Origin of the sequence: Copranaerobaculum intestinale (genome assembly GCF_009831105.1) — a bacterium.
Lineage (GTDB): Bacteria > Bacillota_I > Bacilli_A > Erysipelotrichales > Erysipelotrichaceae > Copranaerobaculum > Copranaerobaculum intestinale.
Window position 1 is genome coordinate 1 of sequence record NZ_WUUQ01000007.1, and the last position, 15,684, is coordinate 15,684.

13 protein-coding genes and 1 rRNA gene are annotated in these 15,684 nt (G+C 44.4%); all 14 read left to right on the plus strand.

Annotated features, from left to right (window positions below; translation table 11 throughout):
* Positions 1 to 89: ribosomal RNA gene (gene rrf / locus GSF08_RS11760) — 5S ribosomal RNA — on the plus strand; the annotation flags it as partial.
* 173 nt (positions 90 to 262) lie between these two features.
* Complete coding sequence (locus GSF08_RS10680; protein ID WP_160625784.1) at positions 263 to 1,090, plus strand: putative manganese transporter; 828 nt, start codon at positions 263 to 265, stop codon at positions 1,088 to 1,090.
* A gap of 71 nt (positions 1,091 to 1,161) precedes the next feature.
* Positions 1,162 to 2,664, plus strand: a complete 1,503-nt coding sequence (locus tag GSF08_RS10685) for a tetratricopeptide repeat protein (RefSeq protein WP_160625785.1) — start codon at positions 1,162 to 1,164, stop codon at positions 2,662 to 2,664.
* Positions 2,665 to 2,701: 37 nt separating this feature from the next.
* A complete protein-coding gene (locus GSF08_RS10690; protein ID WP_160625786.1) occupies positions 2,702 to 3,907 on the plus strand; it encodes a S41 family peptidase in 1,206 nt (401 codons plus the stop codon).
* Positions 3,908 to 3,936: 29 nt separating this feature from the next.
* On the plus strand, positions 3,937 to 4,830 hold the full coding sequence (locus tag GSF08_RS10695) for a helix-turn-helix transcriptional regulator (RefSeq protein WP_160625787.1): 894 nt from the start codon (positions 3,937 to 3,939) through the stop codon (positions 4,828 to 4,830).
* Positions 4,831 to 4,886: 56 nt separating this feature from the next.
* Complete coding sequence (locus GSF08_RS10700) at positions 4,887 to 5,774, plus strand: SPL family radical SAM protein (protein ID WP_160625788.1); 888 nt, start codon at positions 4,887 to 4,889, stop codon at positions 5,772 to 5,774.
* Positions 5,775 to 5,806: 32 nt separating this feature from the next.
* Positions 5,807 to 6,388, plus strand: coding sequence for an SOS response-associated peptidase (locus GSF08_RS10705; RefSeq protein WP_160625789.1), 582 nt, complete (start codon positions 5,807 to 5,809; stop codon positions 6,386 to 6,388).
* A gap of 185 nt (positions 6,389 to 6,573) precedes the next feature.
* Positions 6,574 to 9,339 carry a sigma 54-interacting transcriptional regulator gene (locus GSF08_RS10710; protein WP_160625790.1) on the plus strand — a complete coding sequence of 922 codons (2,766 nt, stop codon included), beginning with the start codon at positions 6,574 to 6,576 and terminating at the stop codon, positions 9,337 to 9,339.
* 123 nt (positions 9,340 to 9,462) lie between these two features.
* Positions 9,463 to 9,873 (plus strand): PTS sugar transporter subunit IIA, encoded by a 411-nt coding sequence (locus GSF08_RS10715; protein ID WP_160625791.1) that lies wholly within the window; start codon positions 9,463 to 9,465, stop codon positions 9,871 to 9,873.
* Between the two features lie 12 nt (positions 9,874 to 9,885).
* Positions 9,886 to 10,635, plus strand: coding sequence for a BtpA/SgcQ family protein (locus GSF08_RS10720; protein WP_160625792.1), 750 nt, complete (start codon positions 9,886 to 9,888; stop codon positions 10,633 to 10,635).
* The gene (locus tag GSF08_RS10725) at positions 10,632 to 11,102 is read left to right on the plus strand and encodes a PTS sugar transporter subunit IIB (protein ID WP_160625793.1); all 471 of its coding nucleotides are present in this window, start codon (positions 10,632 to 10,634) and stop codon (positions 11,100 to 11,102) included. Before GSF08_RS10720 ends, GSF08_RS10725 begins: the two co-directional genes overlap by 4 nt.
* 25 nt (positions 11,103 to 11,127) lie before the next feature.
* Complete coding sequence (locus GSF08_RS10730; protein WP_160625794.1) at positions 11,128 to 11,910, plus strand: PTS mannose/fructose/sorbose/N-acetylgalactosamine transporter subunit IIC; 783 nt, start codon at positions 11,128 to 11,130, stop codon at positions 11,908 to 11,910.
* The gene (locus GSF08_RS10735) at positions 11,894 to 12,736 is read left to right on the plus strand and encodes a PTS system mannose/fructose/sorbose family transporter subunit IID (protein WP_160625795.1); all 843 of its coding nucleotides are present in this window, start codon (positions 11,894 to 11,896) and stop codon (positions 12,734 to 12,736) included. The genes GSF08_RS10730 and GSF08_RS10735 overlap by 17 nt, the downstream gene beginning before the upstream one ends.
* Before the next feature lie 121 nt (positions 12,737 to 12,857).
* Positions 12,858 to 15,557: a sigma 54-interacting transcriptional regulator gene (locus GSF08_RS10740; RefSeq protein WP_160625796.1), complete on the plus strand. Its 2,700-nt coding sequence runs from the start codon at positions 12,858 to 12,860 to the stop codon at positions 15,555 to 15,557.
* The last annotated feature ends 127 nt before the right edge of the window (positions 15,558 to 15,684 follow it).

The following is a 15,684-nucleotide window of genomic DNA, read 5'->3' on the forward strand; positions in this document are numbered from 1 at the left end:
ACCTGTACCCATGCCGAACACAGCAGTTAAGCACTCCAGCGGCGACAATAACCGGGCCTGCCCCGTGTGAAGATAGCTCATTGCCAGGTGATCGACTCTCTTCTCTTTGTTGAGAGTCTTTTTTTATCATATTTGAAGGACTTGACAGCCTTGATACAATCAAAGTATCTGGTATGATTCCATGTACTCTTTTTTGCTAATACGAAATCTGGTATGGTGAAATCAAATGGATGAATGCGATCGGGAAAGGAGGCATATGATCATGGATATATGGATGGATGCTTTTGGTGATTCCATGAAGCTGTTACCTTTTTTATTGATTACTTATGTATTCATTGAATGGTATGAGCATGTCAGCAATCCGAATCTTTATACCCGTCTCATTTCTTTGCGCCGCTTCGGCCCGCTGTTTGGGGCGCTGATCGGCTGTATACCCCAATGTGGGTTCTCGGTCATGGCTGCTTCACTGTTTGGAGAACGGGTTATCAGTGCCGGAACCCTAGTTGCGGTCTTTATCTCTACCAGTGATGAAGCACTGCCAATTCTGATCGGTCATCCTGAAGCATTGGATACGCTGGGCTACATCCTTTTACTGAAGGTGGGAATTGCGATTTTAGCGGGCTATTTGATTGATCGTTTCTGGGAAACTTCATTAGCATCAAAACAAATCACCGCGATGGGCTGTCAATGCTCAGAAGCACACGAATCCATCTGGTTGGCGGCAATCAAGCATACAGCGACGATCTTCCTCTTCCTATTTGTGATCAACTTAGGATTATCCTTTGTGATTGATATGATCGGAACCAATGCGCTTTCATCACTTTTATTATCAGGTTCGCTTTTACAGCCGATTATGGCAGCCGTGATTGGTTTCTTGCCTAACTGTGCGGCCAGTGTACTGCTTACACAGCTCTATTTGATCGATTCCATATCCTTTGGTTCGCTTTTAGCCGGTTTGATCAGCAGTGCCGGTATCGGTATTTTGATGTTATTTAAAGGCAATCCGCGTTTTCAAGAAAATATGCGGATTCTATTGCTGGTCTTTCTGATTGCCAGTGTTTCCGGAGTCTTTTTCCAGCTGATGGGATGATCGTAAATTTAGCGGTTATCCCATCCTTTTTTCATGTATAATGAATACATAGTATCAAAGGAGCAAATGGCATGGACTATCGAAAAGAATTTGACCGGCTGGTGAATGAACAACAGCTGACACAAGCGCTAGATTTTTTGGAACAAAATAAAATCGCAGTTCATGACGATGCTTTTTATTATGCGAATATGGGATGGGTATTGAACCAGCTGGAACGTTACGATGAAGCTTATGTCTATTTATCACAGGGACACGCCCGCTTCCCTGATGATGCGTGGCTCTGTGCGCAGCTTGGCTTTACCAGCAACCGTATTGAACGCCTGGAGGAAGGACGCGATCTGTTGCTTGAGGCATTGTCCATGGGACAGGATGAACCTTGGGTCCATGGTGAGTTGGGATGGACCTATCATGAGCTTCATGAGAATGAAATGGCAATCCGCTATTATGAAAATGCTTTGATGGAGGAACCGGATAATACCTGGTTTTTAAAACAGGCAGCGTATAGCTATCGGGAGCTTGGAAATGATGAAGATGCTCTGTATGATTTAAAAAAGGCTCATGTGATTGATCCGGACGATTTGGAAATTACCATGGAGCTGATTGAATGCCTGGATACTGCTTGTGAGTATGAAACCCAGTTACAGCTATTGGATCATATTCGAGATAAGGGAGATGCCGGCTGGTGGTATTTTGAAAAGGGTGTTGCCTGTCTGCGGCTGAAACGTTATGAGGAAGCATGTGAGCTGTTGAGCCTGGCTTTTGAACAAGGCCGTGATGACACCGGCATTCATCAGGCGATCGGAGATGCCTATATGGCCTTGACGGATAAAGCTAAGGCATATGAGCATTATCAAAAGGCAATTTCCTATTATGGTAAGGCACTGGAACGCGGTGATTACGAACCATGCGGACTTTTATGGGAAATTGTGCTGATCTGCCGCAAAATGCAGGATTCTGCGCAGGAGCTTTCCTATTTGAAACAGATCGAGGCACTTGATCCTGAATACTATGGCATGCTTGACGGTATGGCGCAGTATTACAGCGATCATAATGACCATGAACAGGCAGTCAAATATATAAAACGGATGCTGGAAATCCATGATGAAGGTGATAACTGGGCATTGCTGGCATGGAATCTGGGAAGGCTTTCCAAACATGATGAAGCATTGATCTATCTACAAAAATGTGAGGAAGCCGGACGTGATGACAGCTGGCTGAATTTGGAACTGGCATGGAACCACTCGCGTCTTGAACATTATGAGATTTCCTTAAAATACTATCGCCGGGCGCTGCGTCAGGATCCGGGAAATTGGTGGATTCAATCACAGGTCGCATGGAATTTAGGCGTTTTGTATCGGCATGAAGAAGCATTAAAGCTGTTTCTTGAGTGTCTTGAGAAAGGTGAGGAGCCGAAAGCATGGCTGTATTCCAACATTGGCTGGAATTATCGCAGTCTGAAACAATATGAACAAGCGATCTTCTATTATAAATTGGCGAAAGCTGCTGGACGTGATGACGCATGGCTTACCGAACAAATTACGGAAGTCGAAACACTCCTATGTGAAAAAGCCTGACTTCATGTTACAATATTGGTTACAAAGGAGGAATCCGATGAAGAAGATTTTTCAATGCTTATTAGCCGGCCTGCTGGTATTAATGCTTAGCGGCTGCGGCGGTGACGGGCTGGAACTCACGCAGGAGGAAATGCTTGAGGATTATGATTCCATGTGGATTTCCATTGAGGAAAACTATCCGCACATGGCTGTTGCACAGCGGATCACCGGTAAAGATTTCAATCAGATAAAAGCAACCTATCGTAAGAAGATTACGAAAGATATTTCACAGGAACAGTTTAAAGCGATCATAACGCTCTGCCTCGATGAATTTGACGGAGTCGGTCAGATGCATCTTTTGGATGATGATGAATATACATATTATTACCGCTATTACAAAAAGAATGCCACATCAGCCGAACATCTCAGCTATTTGTTTGATATTCTGAATTATTCTCAATCCAAGAGCTTTTATGATTATCCAAGTGATGGTGGTTTGCCGAAGGAAAAGACCTTTAGTAAGAATGTAGAAACGGCTATCCTGGAAGAAGGGCAGATCGCCTATATTCAGATTCATTCCATGGATGTCAGCAAAATGGAAAAAGACGGTGCTAAGATCCGTAAGTTTCTGGAAAAGGTAAAGGATTATAAGGCCGTGATTCTTGATATTCAGGGAGTGACCAGCGGTTCTGAGCTGTATTGGCGAAAATATATCGTGCCGATGAATATTGAAAGGGAAACATCCTTTTCAATCTATGGATTGGTAAAAGGCGGATTATCCAAGGAGTATCTGCATACGGAGCAGTCGCTTCAGCCGGTCAGCAGCTTGAAATCTATGGATAAACTGCTGGCAGATGATATCAGTGGTATTACGGATTATGTAAAGAGCGACTTTGTTGTTCCAAGTGAAACAGGTAAGAAGCTGTTCAACGGGGCATTTTATCTGTTGGTCGATGAAAATGTCAGCGGTCCGGCAGAGACGTTTGCGATGTTTGCGAAAGAAAAGAAATTTGCTACACTGGTGGGAGAAAATACCGCCGGTGATACGCGGCGTTTAGAACCGATCATGGTGAGACTGCCAAATTCAGGACTGATTATGCGATTTGAGGCTTCCCATGAACTGAATGCGGACGGTTCCAGTAATATTGAATTCGGTACCGCACCGGATATTTATAAGCAGGCGGGAAACGATGCATTGAAGCAGGCGGTAGAGTCGATTCATAAACGTTTTTCATTACCTGACAGTGAACCCGCGAATGAATAATTCGGGGTTCTTTTCGTAAGGAGGAATTTATGCAGGAGCGCTTATTTCGCATTGTGCAGATGCTGATGAAACACCGACACATGACGGCAAGGCAGCTTGCCGATGAACTGGAGGTGTCGACCCGTACCATTTACCGGGATTTGGATGCGCTGACAATGGGCGGAGTGCCGGTATATACCCAAAAAGGAGAGAACGGCGGCATTTATCTGGATGAGCATTATGTGTTATCATCAACTTTGATTAACGCGCAGGAACAGGAAGCAATTTTGCAGGGCTTGAATCTGCTTCAAACGACGCAAGCCCGTGATACCAAGCGCAGCAGTGAAAAGCTGGAGGCGCTGTTTCAGCGCAGCTATCCGCAGATCATCAACATCGATTTTCATGGGTGGGGCCGGGATGACCGTCAGGAATACCTATTTGATACCCTGTATCAGGCCATTCATATGCGGCGGCTCGTCTCTTTTGTATACTATAATTCGATGAAAGAAAAGGGTTTTCGCACCGTGGAACCGTATCAGCTGCTGTTTAAGGAACAGGCGTGGTATTTGTCAGCATATTGCCTGAAACGTCAGGATTTTCGTATTTTTAAGTTTAATCGGATTACCGGTTTGAAAATCACTGACGAAACCTATGCACCGCGTCCCCTTCCGAAAGAACCCGCACCGAAATTAGAATATGATCACCCTCATCCGATCGTGCTGCATTTTGACAAATCAATCTGGTTCCAGTTGGCTGACTGTTTTGCGGTGGAAATGATCAAGGAGCTGCCGGACTGCTATGAAGTGGTCATCGAATGCTCCCAAGAGGACTGGCTGGTATCCTGGCTGCTTACCTTTGAGGATCAGTTGGAAGTAATTTCTCCCTCGTCAATGCGTGAACGGATGTATAAGAAGCTGGTAAAAATGAAAAAAATATATGAATAAGACATCCCTTGTCATATACCTTATGGTATCATAGGAAAAAAGCGAGGTGCGTATCCATGGCTGAACAGGAAATCAAAGCGAAGCATATCGTTTATCGGTCTAAAAGCCCGCTCTGGTTTGCGGCGGATTTTAATATGAATATCTACCGTGGCTGCTGCCATGGATGTATTTACTGCGATTCGCGCAGTGACTGTTATCACAATGATCATTTTGATGTGGTAAAGCCCAAAGCGGATGCCCTGCGGCTCATGGAAAATGATCTGAAGCATTTTCAGACCAAAGGTGTCATCAGTATGGGGGCAATGACCGATCCTTACAATCCGCTGGAAAGAAATTTGGAATTGACCAGAGGCGCATTGAAGCTCATCAAACAGTATGGCTTTGGGGTCATTCTGGCTACCAAATCCGATCTGGTGCTGCGCGATGCCGATATCCTTTCGGATATTGCCAAACAGGCTCCGGTATTGGTGAAGATTACCATTACAACGATGAATGAAACGGATGCGAGTATCATTGAACCGTACTGTGCAAGCAGTGAAGCCCGCTTTGCCGCATTACAGAAACTACGGGAGGCAGATATTCCTGCTGGTATACTTTTGATGCCGATCCTGCCGTTTATCAATGATACCAATGAAAATGTTTCAGCGCTGATACAGCGTGCAAAAGCGTGCGATGTGAATTTCATTTATCCATATTTCGGGGTTACCCTGCGTGATGGTCAGCGGGAGTATTTTTTTGAAAAGCTAAGGGAGCATTATCCGGCTGCGCTATTGAAGTATGAAAAATATTTTGCCCGCAAATACAATGCGGACAGTTATCGGTCGAAAGCGCTCTATGGGTTATTAGCCCGAGAATGTGCGCAAAGCGGTATTTATTTCCGCATGAATGATATCATTCGTTTTTATAAAAAATCACATTTGGAGCAGCTTGCGTTTTTTTTATGAGCGGCGTGCTATACTAAAAGCAGGTGATATCAATGTGCGGACGATACTTTTTAAAATTGAATGATACATACGAGGCTTTTATTCGACTGAAAAATCGCTGTCAGCAGCTTGAAATAACAGGCTTTAGTGAAGGCGAAATTTATCCCTCGCAGCCGGTGCTGGCGCTGTTTCCCGATGGTGAAGATCACTATCGTCCGAATGTGGTGAAATGGGGAATGGATATTGGAAAGCCGCGTTTGATCATCAATGCCCGTCATGAAACAATGAATCAGCGATCCGCTTTTAGACCGTATGTGTCAAACCGCTGTGTCATTCCAGCAGATGGTTTTTATGAATGGAAGAAAATAAACGGGCGCAAGCATAAAATATTTATTGAGCGCTCAAATGGCCCGATGTTCATGGCTGGCCTTTGTAATCATAAGCGCGAAATGGTGATTATTACCGGGGCATCGCAGGATGAAATGGCAGATGTTCATGATCGTTCACCATTTCTGATGAATGAACAGGAAATGCTGAGCTATCTGTATTTTCACCGGGGCTTGATCATGAACGATCAATACTTAAAGTTTACTGATCTCGATCGGCCTCAATCGGTGCAAATACCGCTTTTTTAGTAAATTCATCAGCAGTTGCGATCATCGATGATGAAGGCCCTGGCTGTATGCTCTTTATCATATGAGGTAAGGGTAGCCTTGCCTTTTTTCAGGTTTTGGGTTCGGACGATGCAGGACTTGAAGCTCAAAAACTTGACATTTCTTTTGCCTGCATATTATAGTAAGACTCAGAAAGCAGGTGGATCATGAAGGAACAGATTTGGGAAATCGTACGTCAGGCAACCGGAAAGCTGGACGATAAAGCGGCAAATGCAGTAGCGATCAGTCAGCGTATGAATGCGAGCAGAAATGTTGTCTCACAATATCTGAATGAGTATTACAGTGATGGATTGCTGGTGAAAATCAATACTCGTCCGGTGGTTTTCTTTGATCGGCAGGTTCTGGAGGAGCACTTTGCGGTGAATTTGGAACAATCAGAATATACTTCGCTGCATGATCTGCATGAGGATATTGAAAATAGCAGGAATCATGATTTTGAGAATCTGATCGGCTATGATGAATCACTCAGTACCGTTGTGAATCAATGCCGGGCCACGATATCATATCCTCCGGATGGCCTTCCGCTTTTGTTATATGGTCCCACCGGCACCGGCAAGAGCTTGATTGCGCAGACAATGTATGAATATTGTGTTCATCAGGGGCTGGTTGCGGAAGACAAGCAGTTTTTGATTCTGAACTGCAGTGAATATGCCAACAATCCAGAGCTGCTGGCGGCCAATCTGTTCGGTTATAAAAAGGGTGCCTTTACTGGTGCGGATAAAGATCACCCGGGTCTTTTAAAGCTGGCGGAGGGCGGCGTACTGTTTCTGGATGAAGTGCATGCCCTAAAAGCAGATTGTCAGGAAAAGCTGTTTTTATATATGGATAAAGGTATTTACCACATGGTAGGGGATAATGAAAGATGGCATCATTCGCATGTGCGCCTGCTGTTTGCGACAACCGAGGATCCGCAGAAGGTGCTGTTGAAAACCCTGCTGAGACGCATACCGATGATCGTGACGCTTCCTTCGCTTCAGGAGCGCGGCGTGCATGAACGAATCCAGCTGATTTATCATTTATTTAAAAAGGAACAGAAACGGCTGGGAAAACGAATTGAATTCAGCAATATTGTCTATAATGCATTGGTATCCACTATTTTTCCGGGAAACATCGGAGATTTGAAAAACTGTGTGCAGGCCAGCTGTATCAATGCCTATTACAACAGTGATCCTCAAGGAAGTATCCTGCAAATCCACGCTTACCATCTGCCGGGCAATTTGATCGATATGGAAGAATTGCAGAAACAGAAGGGATTGGATAACCAAGCAGCGATGATTCCGCTGGAGGATCTGCGTAAATATATCAATCATGATCGGGGTCAGGTTCATTTAAATAATACAGTATTGGATGCCCATGACCGATTTCATAAAACTGAAATCAGCTTTGCGGATTTTCTGGATCAAAGTTTTCAGGCACTTACTTCTTATAATGATAATATCATTTATCAAAAGCATGTGAAGCAAAGCTCAGGGTTTACTTATATCCAGTCAATGCTTCAGCATATCTTTACGATCGTATCCGACCGATATGGCTTTAAGATCAGCAATAATGATCTGTTGACCTTTGCGACCTATATTCACGATTATACACGGTACAATTATGAGCTTCGTAACTATTATGAAAGTCGCCGTGAAGCGATAGAACAGCTGCGTGATGATCTCAATGAACATCTGCACCGAGAATATCTGATCGCAACTGAGCTGGCAGAAAATATCCGCGCCAACGCTGATGTTGATCTGGATGAAATGGCGACGGATGTACTGACGTTATATCTGAAAAAATTCAATCGCGTTACCGATATGAACAAGCGAATCGGTATTATTGTCGCTCATGGCTACTCGACTGCAAGCAGTATCGCCGATGCGGCCAACCGTTTGCTTGATCAATATCTTTTTGATGCGCTGGATATGCCCTTGCAGGCAAGTACGCAGGAAATCGTCGCTCAGCTGAATGAGCATCTGCATAAGATCGGCAACTATGAGGAAATTGTATTACTAGTCGATATGGGATCGCTTGAGGAAATACATAAACAAATTACCTCACAGGCATATGCTAATATCGGCATTATCAATAACGTTACGATCAAAATGGCTCTGGAAGTAGGAAATGGCATCCGGCTCGGTGAATCATTGGAAGCGATCTTTACCAAAGTGGAACAGGCAGCTTTGCCGACCCATCACATTATTCATTATCACCATAAAGATCCGGTCATTTTATGTTCCTGTGCCAGCGGCTTGGGTACTGCAGAACGGCTGAAGAGCATTCTGGAAGAAAGCATTCCAAAATCCCTGACCGTGAAAATTTTGACTTATGATTATAATGAATTGATTGAAAAACAGCTGAATGCTTCATTCTTTGACCAATACGAAGTGATCTGTATCGTCGGTACACTCAATCCGAATTTAAACGATGTACCGTTTCTACCAATCGAGGATTTGATTATCAATGTATCGCTGGATAAGCTGCATCACTATTTCAAGGATTATTTAAGCATTGACGAAATGAAGACCTTTAAGACGAATATCTTAAAGAATTTCTCGTTGACCAATATCATGAATTCCTTAACGATCTTGAATCCTACTAAGCTTTTGGAACAGGTTGCCACAGCGATTGATGAGCTTCAGCAAATGCTGGATACCTCCTTTTCCAACAATACCTGTGTCGGTATGTATGTGCATGTCTGCTGTCTGATTGAACGCTTGGTTATGCATCAGGAAATCGACACCTATCCGCATCAGGAAACCTTTATAGTGAAGCATCAGGATTTTATTCATTGTGTGAAACAGACATTCCATGCGATCGAAGCCTACTATCGTATCGATATTACCCCTTCGGAAATCGGTTTCCTTTATGACTATGTTGAAAATGATCATCCCGGAGTTATTACAGAGTCGGAAGAGAATACACTCTAGCGTCGAAAAAATAATCATTAGCGTCGATAAATTTTATAAATATAAAGAAAAGGCCTTATTTTATCGGCCTTTTTTATATTGGCACGCTTTTTGCTCATAAAATAAGCGAAGGGAGTGAAGACAATGGCAAAACTGGTTCTGGCAAGTCATGGAGCGTTGGCTCAGGGCATGGCGGACAGTCTGAAGATGATCGTTGGAGAAGGCGCATCAAGGCTGGAAGTCTACTGTCTGCATCCGGGAGAAAATCCCGATGATTATGCCAAAGCAAAAAAACAGGAAATTGAAGCGAGTAAAGAGACGCATATCTTTGTCGCAGATATACAAGGGGGAAGCGTTCATACCGCACTGATGCAGCTGACATCGATCAAAAATGTTTTTGTGATTTCCGGCATGAATATGCCGTTGGTCATGGAATTGATGTTTGCCATACAGGATGATATTCAGGAAACGGACATTATGACAATCGTCGAAGGTGCCAGAGCAGGCATTGATTGTAAAAGACTGCAGTGCGTCTGCAGCGATGAGGACTTTTAGGAAGGAGAATATATGAAAAAGCCATTCTTATCAATATTCAAACATGAAAAACCGATCTTTGCGATGATTCATTTAAAAGGAGATACCAAGGAAGATATCTTTGAACGGGCGAAGAAAGAAATTGATCTATATGAACAAGGCGGCGTTGATGCAGTCATCGTTGAAAACTACTTCGGTACATATGATGATATGAAAACCGTTCTTGCTTATCTGAAAGACAATAAGCCGAATCTGATCTATGGCGTCAACTGTCTGAATGTCGATCCGATGGGATTTTATTTGGCTAAGACCTATCATGCCAGTTTTGTGCAGCTTGACTCGGTTGCCGGCCATCTAAAACAGCGTGACGAATCAGCATTTAAGGCATTTATGGATATCAGCCGTGCCGATTATGACGGATATGTCATGGGCGGGGTTCGCTTCAAGTATCAGCCGTATCTGTCTGAGCGTCCATTGGCGGAGGATCTGAAGATCGGCATGTCAAATTGTGATGCCATTGTGGTTACGCAGGATGCGACCGGACAGGAAACATCGATGGATAAAATTAACGAATTCCGTTCCCTGATCGGGGATTTCCCATTGGTGATCGGTGCCGGTATGACGCCGGAAAACTGTGAAAAACAGTTTGCGGTAGCAGACGCGGCAATCGTTGGCAGTTATTTTAAAGATACGTATAAGGATACCGGGGATGTCGATCCAAAACATATTAAAGCAATGATCGACGCAGTATCAAACATACGCGGGAAAGGAGGAAAGCTATGATTAAACTGGTTCGAGTAGATCATCGTCTGGTCCACGGACAGGTTGCCTTCTCATGGACGAAGAATTTAGAAGCAGACTGTATTTTGATTGCCAGTGATGCGCTGATGAAGGATGAATTGAAAATGGCCGCGATGCGTATGGCGAAGCCAACCGGCATCAAACTGGTCATGAAAAGCCTGGATGATTCGATCACTGCCTTAAACAGCGGGGTAACAGATAAATATAAATTATTTATCTTATGTGAAAGTATCGCGGATGTCCATTATCTGGCGACCCATGTTGACCGTATTCAAAGCATCAATCTGGGCGGCATGAAAGCGGCTGAGGATCGCCGTCAGATTTCCAAAGCGGTATTTGTCAGCGATCGGGATGTAGAAATGCTGAAAGAGCTGAATGCCAAAGGAATCGAGCTTGAAGTCCGCTTGGTTCCCAACGATCACAAACAGAATGCAATGGATTTAATTTAGAGGAAAGAAAGAGAGGGAAAAGTTCATGACTGACAATTTATTATTGCAGGCAATTCTCGTCGCACTTGTGGCCTTCTTCGGCTACATGCACAGTTACATGGGTTCTACGATGTGGAACCGTCCCATCATTGTTTCAGCGCTGACGGGTCTTGTATTAGGAGATTTAAAAACAGGTATTATGGTAGGCGCTACTTTGGAACTGGTCTTCTTAGGAGCCGTTCCGATTGGTGCATCCAATCCCCCGGATATGACTTCCGGTTCCATTATCGGAACAGCGTTTGTCGTATTGGCGCATGAGCCGGTTGCGGCATCGGTTGCCCTTGCGGTTCCGGTAGCAACGCTGGTATTGTTGTTTGACAATTTACAGATGACCTTCGTATTGACATGGGCTGCACATATTGCGGATAAATATGCAGCACAGGGTGATTATAAAAAAGTGGAATGGGTTGCCCGCATTGCCGGTATCGGCAATAAAGTGGTGCTGGCGGTTATCGTCGGTGTATCCTTCTATCTGGGTATTCCGGTTATCAAAGATGTATTAGCAGTCATTCCGGATTGGATCATTACCGGTATGGACGTAGCTGCAGGTATTATCCCGGCGATTGGATTTGCGATGCTGGCACGGATGATCGTTACCAAAGAAATGTCCGCATTCCTGCTGGCCGGCTTCTTGGCGGCCGCATATTTGAATATTTCAGTATTAGGCGTTGCCCTGTTTGGTGTGGTAATCGCCCTGGTCGTATATTACGGTTCAAAGAACAAACAAGCAAATGAAGCGGAGGTGACTGTCGATGACAACGAATTCTAAAAACACGATATCTCCAGAAAGCAAGATAACAAAGCGCGATTTCTGGAAAGTATTTACAAGATCATGCACCCTGGATTCCGCATGGAACTATGAGCGTCAGCAGCATCTCATGTATTGTTACATGATGATTCCGGTACTCAAACGCGTATATGGTGACGATAAAGAAAAGATGGCGGCTGCCCTGCAGCGCCACATGGAATTTATGGCATGTACACCGCATATCGTAACGCTGCTATGTGGTATTACCGGAGCGATGGAAGAAGAAAACGCGAAGAATCCGAATTTCGATGCAACCTCAATCAGTGCTGTAAGAACATCGCTGATGGGGCCGATGGCCGGGGTTGGAGATTCCTTCTTCTGGGGTACCCTGCTTACCATTGCCGTAGGTATCGGTGTTTCCTTTGCTAAGGAAGGCAGCATTTTAGGACCGATTCTGTTCCTTGCAATTATTAATGTTCCAGGCTTTGCGGCTCGTTTCTACTGCTTGAAAGCCGGCTTTGGCTATGGCGTTCGCTTCTTTAGTGATATGTCCGCTACCGGTGTGATTGAAAAAATTACCAAAGCTGTTTCAATCGTTGGCTTGATGGCGATCGGAGCGATGGTTGCCACCCAGGTAAGCTTCAGTATCACCTATAAGATCGGTGTTGTGAGCGGAGCTGGCGAACCGATTCAGAACTATATCGATCAGATCATGCCGGCATTTATGCCATTGGTACTTTTCGGTGTCATGTATTGGCTGTTAGGTAAAAATATCAAAACAACTTGGATTTTAGTTGCGGTCATCATAATCAGCTGTCTGGGCGTATTCTTAGGCATTTTAGGATAAACAAGTAAACATATCAGTATTTTTAAGGCGATATAGGATGAGCTATATCGTCTTTTCCTTTTCTTGGAATTGACTTTCGGCTGCCTTTTCCACTAAACTAAATAATAAAGAGGGCGTACACATGAAAGAAAAAATTTATGAATATATTTTAGAAGCCAGTAAATCGTTAGATGGTGATGCTGCCAGCGCCGGGGTGATCGCTAAAAAACTGTCACTGAGCCGCAGCGTTGTTTCACAATATCTGAATCAAGGGGCAGCAGGGGGTATGCTGATTAAAGTGAATAGCCGGCCGGTGCTCTTTTTTGATGTGCACACTTTGGAAACCGTGTATGAAACAACGCTGTCGAAGCGGGAGTATGCTTCTTTTAATGAGCTGACGCAGGAATTGAAGCATACCGAGCTTCAGGATTTTGATAAGCTGATCGGGCACGATGGATCGCTGCGTGATGTGGTCAAGCAATGTAAGGCAACGATCTCTTATCCGCCCAAGGGACTGCCGGTATTACTCCATGGCCCGACGGGCTCAGGCAAGAGCCTAATTGCGAAAATGATGTATGAATATGCAGTAAATCATGAATGGATCGATTCAAACTGTAAGTTTGTGACTGTCAACTGCTCTGAATATGCAAATAATCCGGAGCTTTTATCGGCGAATTTGTTCGGCAGTGTCAAGGGGGCCTATACCGGAGCGGATAAGGATACTCCGGGATTGCTTCAAGCAGCGGAGGGCGGTGTGCTGTTTTTGGATGAGGTACATTGTCTGAAAGCCGAGTGTCAGGAAAAACTCTTTCTGTTTATGGATCAGGGAATCTATCATATGATGGGCGATAATGAAACTTGGCATCATGGTTCAGTGCGGCTGCTGTTTGCGACGACTGAGGATCCGGAAAAAGTGCTTCTGAAAACATTGCGGCGAAGAATCGTTATGGTGATCGAACTGCCGTCGCTGGCGGAGCGGGGCATCCATGAGCGGCTGGAGCTGATACATAAAATGTTCTGCCGGGAAGAAGCAAGAATCAACCGTTCCATTACAATCAGCAATCTAGCCTATAATATTCTGCTTACCGCTGACTTCAGCGGAAATATCGGAGAATTGGAAGCATGTATCCAGGCCAGCTGTGTCCAAGCGCTGTTTGAAGCAGCGGATGATCAGTTGGAGATCCATGCTCGCCACCTTCCCCCGGCACTGTTGAAAGAACGTCGCGGGAAAGCAGGGAAATCATCAAAAAATAAGCTTCATGCAATGATTAAAATTGATTCACTGCAGCAAATGGCGGCTTCCAAGCGGCCGCTGATCAAGTTGCTGGAGCATATTCAGGAGGGCTATGAAACAGCAAAGCGAAATGATCCGTCAGAGTGTTTAAAAGCCATTGAACTGATGATGGAGGATGATTTGGGTACGCTGTTTCATGGTCAGCGTCAGGAGCCTGATGATTATATCCATGCCGGCATACAGGAAATTTGGGAAAACACGATCCAGCGCTATGGCATTCAGGCACCACCGTTGGATGCCGCCCGTTTGATGATGCTTCAGGAGGGGATTCAAGTAACTTCCGCGCTCACCTGTTGGTTGTCTTTGAACGATGCTTCCTGGCAGGCGTTTTACGACTATCTGCGTGAGCACATCCATCGTGAACTCAGTATCGCTCAGGAAATAACCGAGCAGCTGTCAGTAGAGCTCGATCAGCCTATGACAGCAGTGATCCCACCGCTTTTGGCATTGTTTATTCATCATATGAACAATGGGCAGGATATCAGCCGCAGCGTCGGCATCATCATCGCCCATGGGGAATCAACCGCCAGCAGTATTGCCAATGCGGTCAATCAATTTCTCGGCCGTTATCTCTTTGATGCCATAGATATGCCAATGGAAGTTTCCACTGCACAGATCATTTTGAAGCTCAATGATTTTTTGGGTAAGATGGGACATTTTGAGGAGCTTGTACTTTTGGTGGATATGGGTTCCCTGGAGGAAATTCATAAGGGCATTGCCAATCTGCATGCCAATATCGGCATCATGAACAATGTCAACACGCGCATCGCCTTGGAAATCGGCAGTCAGCTGATGCAGGGAGCAGATATGGAAGCTATTTTTGATACCGTGAGCAGCAATAGTCAATATCACTATCAGATTATTGATAATCGTGATAAGGACAAGGTTATCATATGTTCCTGTGCCAGCGGCATCGGCGCTGCTAAGAAGCTGCGGGAGATCATCAGCAGCTCACTTCCTAAGAATATTCCGATCAAGGTGCTTACCTGCGAATACAGCGATTTATTGCATCGTGAGGAAAACGACCTGTTCAGCCGTTATGATGTAATCTGCATTGTCGGAACGCTGAATCCGAATCTGGAGTACATTCGGTTTGTGCCGATCGAAGATTTGATCATCAATGAAACAATGGATGAGCTGGATGCTTATTTCGCTGCTTATCTCAATGAAGCTGAATTGAAACAATTTAAACAGAATATTTTAAAAAATTTCTCGTTGTCTAATATCATGAACAATCTCACGATTCTCAATCCCAATAAGCTGTTGGAGCATGTTGCGGAGGCATTGGATCATCTTCAGATACTGCTGGATGAAACCTTTTCCAATCATACCTGCTTCGGTCTGTACGTGCATATCTGTTGTCTGATCGAACGTTTGGTGACGATGCGGGAAATAACCGATTACGGCAATAAAGAGACATTTGAAGCGGAGCATCAGGATTTTATCGACCATATTCATCATGCTTTCAATGACGTCGAAGCCTATTATCATATCTCTATCAATGTGGAGGAAATCGGTTATATCTATGATTACATTCGCAATAATTAGTGTTGAAACAGTATCAATAGTGTTCAAAAAAGTGATTTTGTGTAGCAATACAATGAGAAAAGCGTGTTTTATCCATTCAACACTGGATTGGCACGCTTTTTGCTTTAATAAGTGTGAGAGGAGGGAA

Coding starts and splice junctions, on each gene's coding strand:
- GSF08_RS10680 (WP_160625784.1), top strand. CDS start 263: ATGGATATATGGATGGATGCTTTTGGTGATTCCATGAAGCTGTTACCT.
- GSF08_RS10685 (WP_160625785.1), top strand. CDS start 1,162: ATGGACTATCGAAAAGAATTTGACCGGCTGGTGAATGAACAACAGCTG.
- GSF08_RS10690 (WP_160625786.1), top strand. CDS start 2,702: ATGAAGAAGATTTTTCAATGCTTATTAGCCGGCCTGCTGGTATTAATG.
- GSF08_RS10695 (WP_160625787.1), top strand. CDS start 3,937: ATGCAGGAGCGCTTATTTCGCATTGTGCAGATGCTGATGAAACACCGA.
- GSF08_RS10700 (WP_160625788.1), top strand. CDS start 4,887: ATGGCTGAACAGGAAATCAAAGCGAAGCATATCGTTTATCGGTCTAAA.
- GSF08_RS10705 (WP_160625789.1), top strand. CDS start 5,807: ATGTGCGGACGATACTTTTTAAAATTGAATGATACATACGAGGCTTTT.
- GSF08_RS10710 (WP_160625790.1), top strand. CDS start 6,574: ATGAAGGAACAGATTTGGGAAATCGTACGTCAGGCAACCGGAAAGCTG.
- GSF08_RS10715 (WP_160625791.1), top strand. CDS start 9,463: ATGGCAAAACTGGTTCTGGCAAGTCATGGAGCGTTGGCTCAGGGCATG.
- GSF08_RS10720 (WP_160625792.1), top strand. CDS start 9,886: ATGAAAAAGCCATTCTTATCAATATTCAAACATGAAAAACCGATCTTT.
- GSF08_RS10725 (WP_160625793.1), top strand. CDS start 10,632: ATGATTAAACTGGTTCGAGTAGATCATCGTCTGGTCCACGGACAGGTT.
- GSF08_RS10730 (WP_160625794.1), top strand. CDS start 11,128: ATGACTGACAATTTATTATTGCAGGCAATTCTCGTCGCACTTGTGGCC.
- GSF08_RS10735 (WP_160625795.1), top strand. CDS start 11,894: ATGACAACGAATTCTAAAAACACGATATCTCCAGAAAGCAAGATAACA.
- GSF08_RS10740 (WP_160625796.1), top strand. CDS start 12,858: ATGAAAGAAAAAATTTATGAATATATTTTAGAAGCCAGTAAATCGTTA.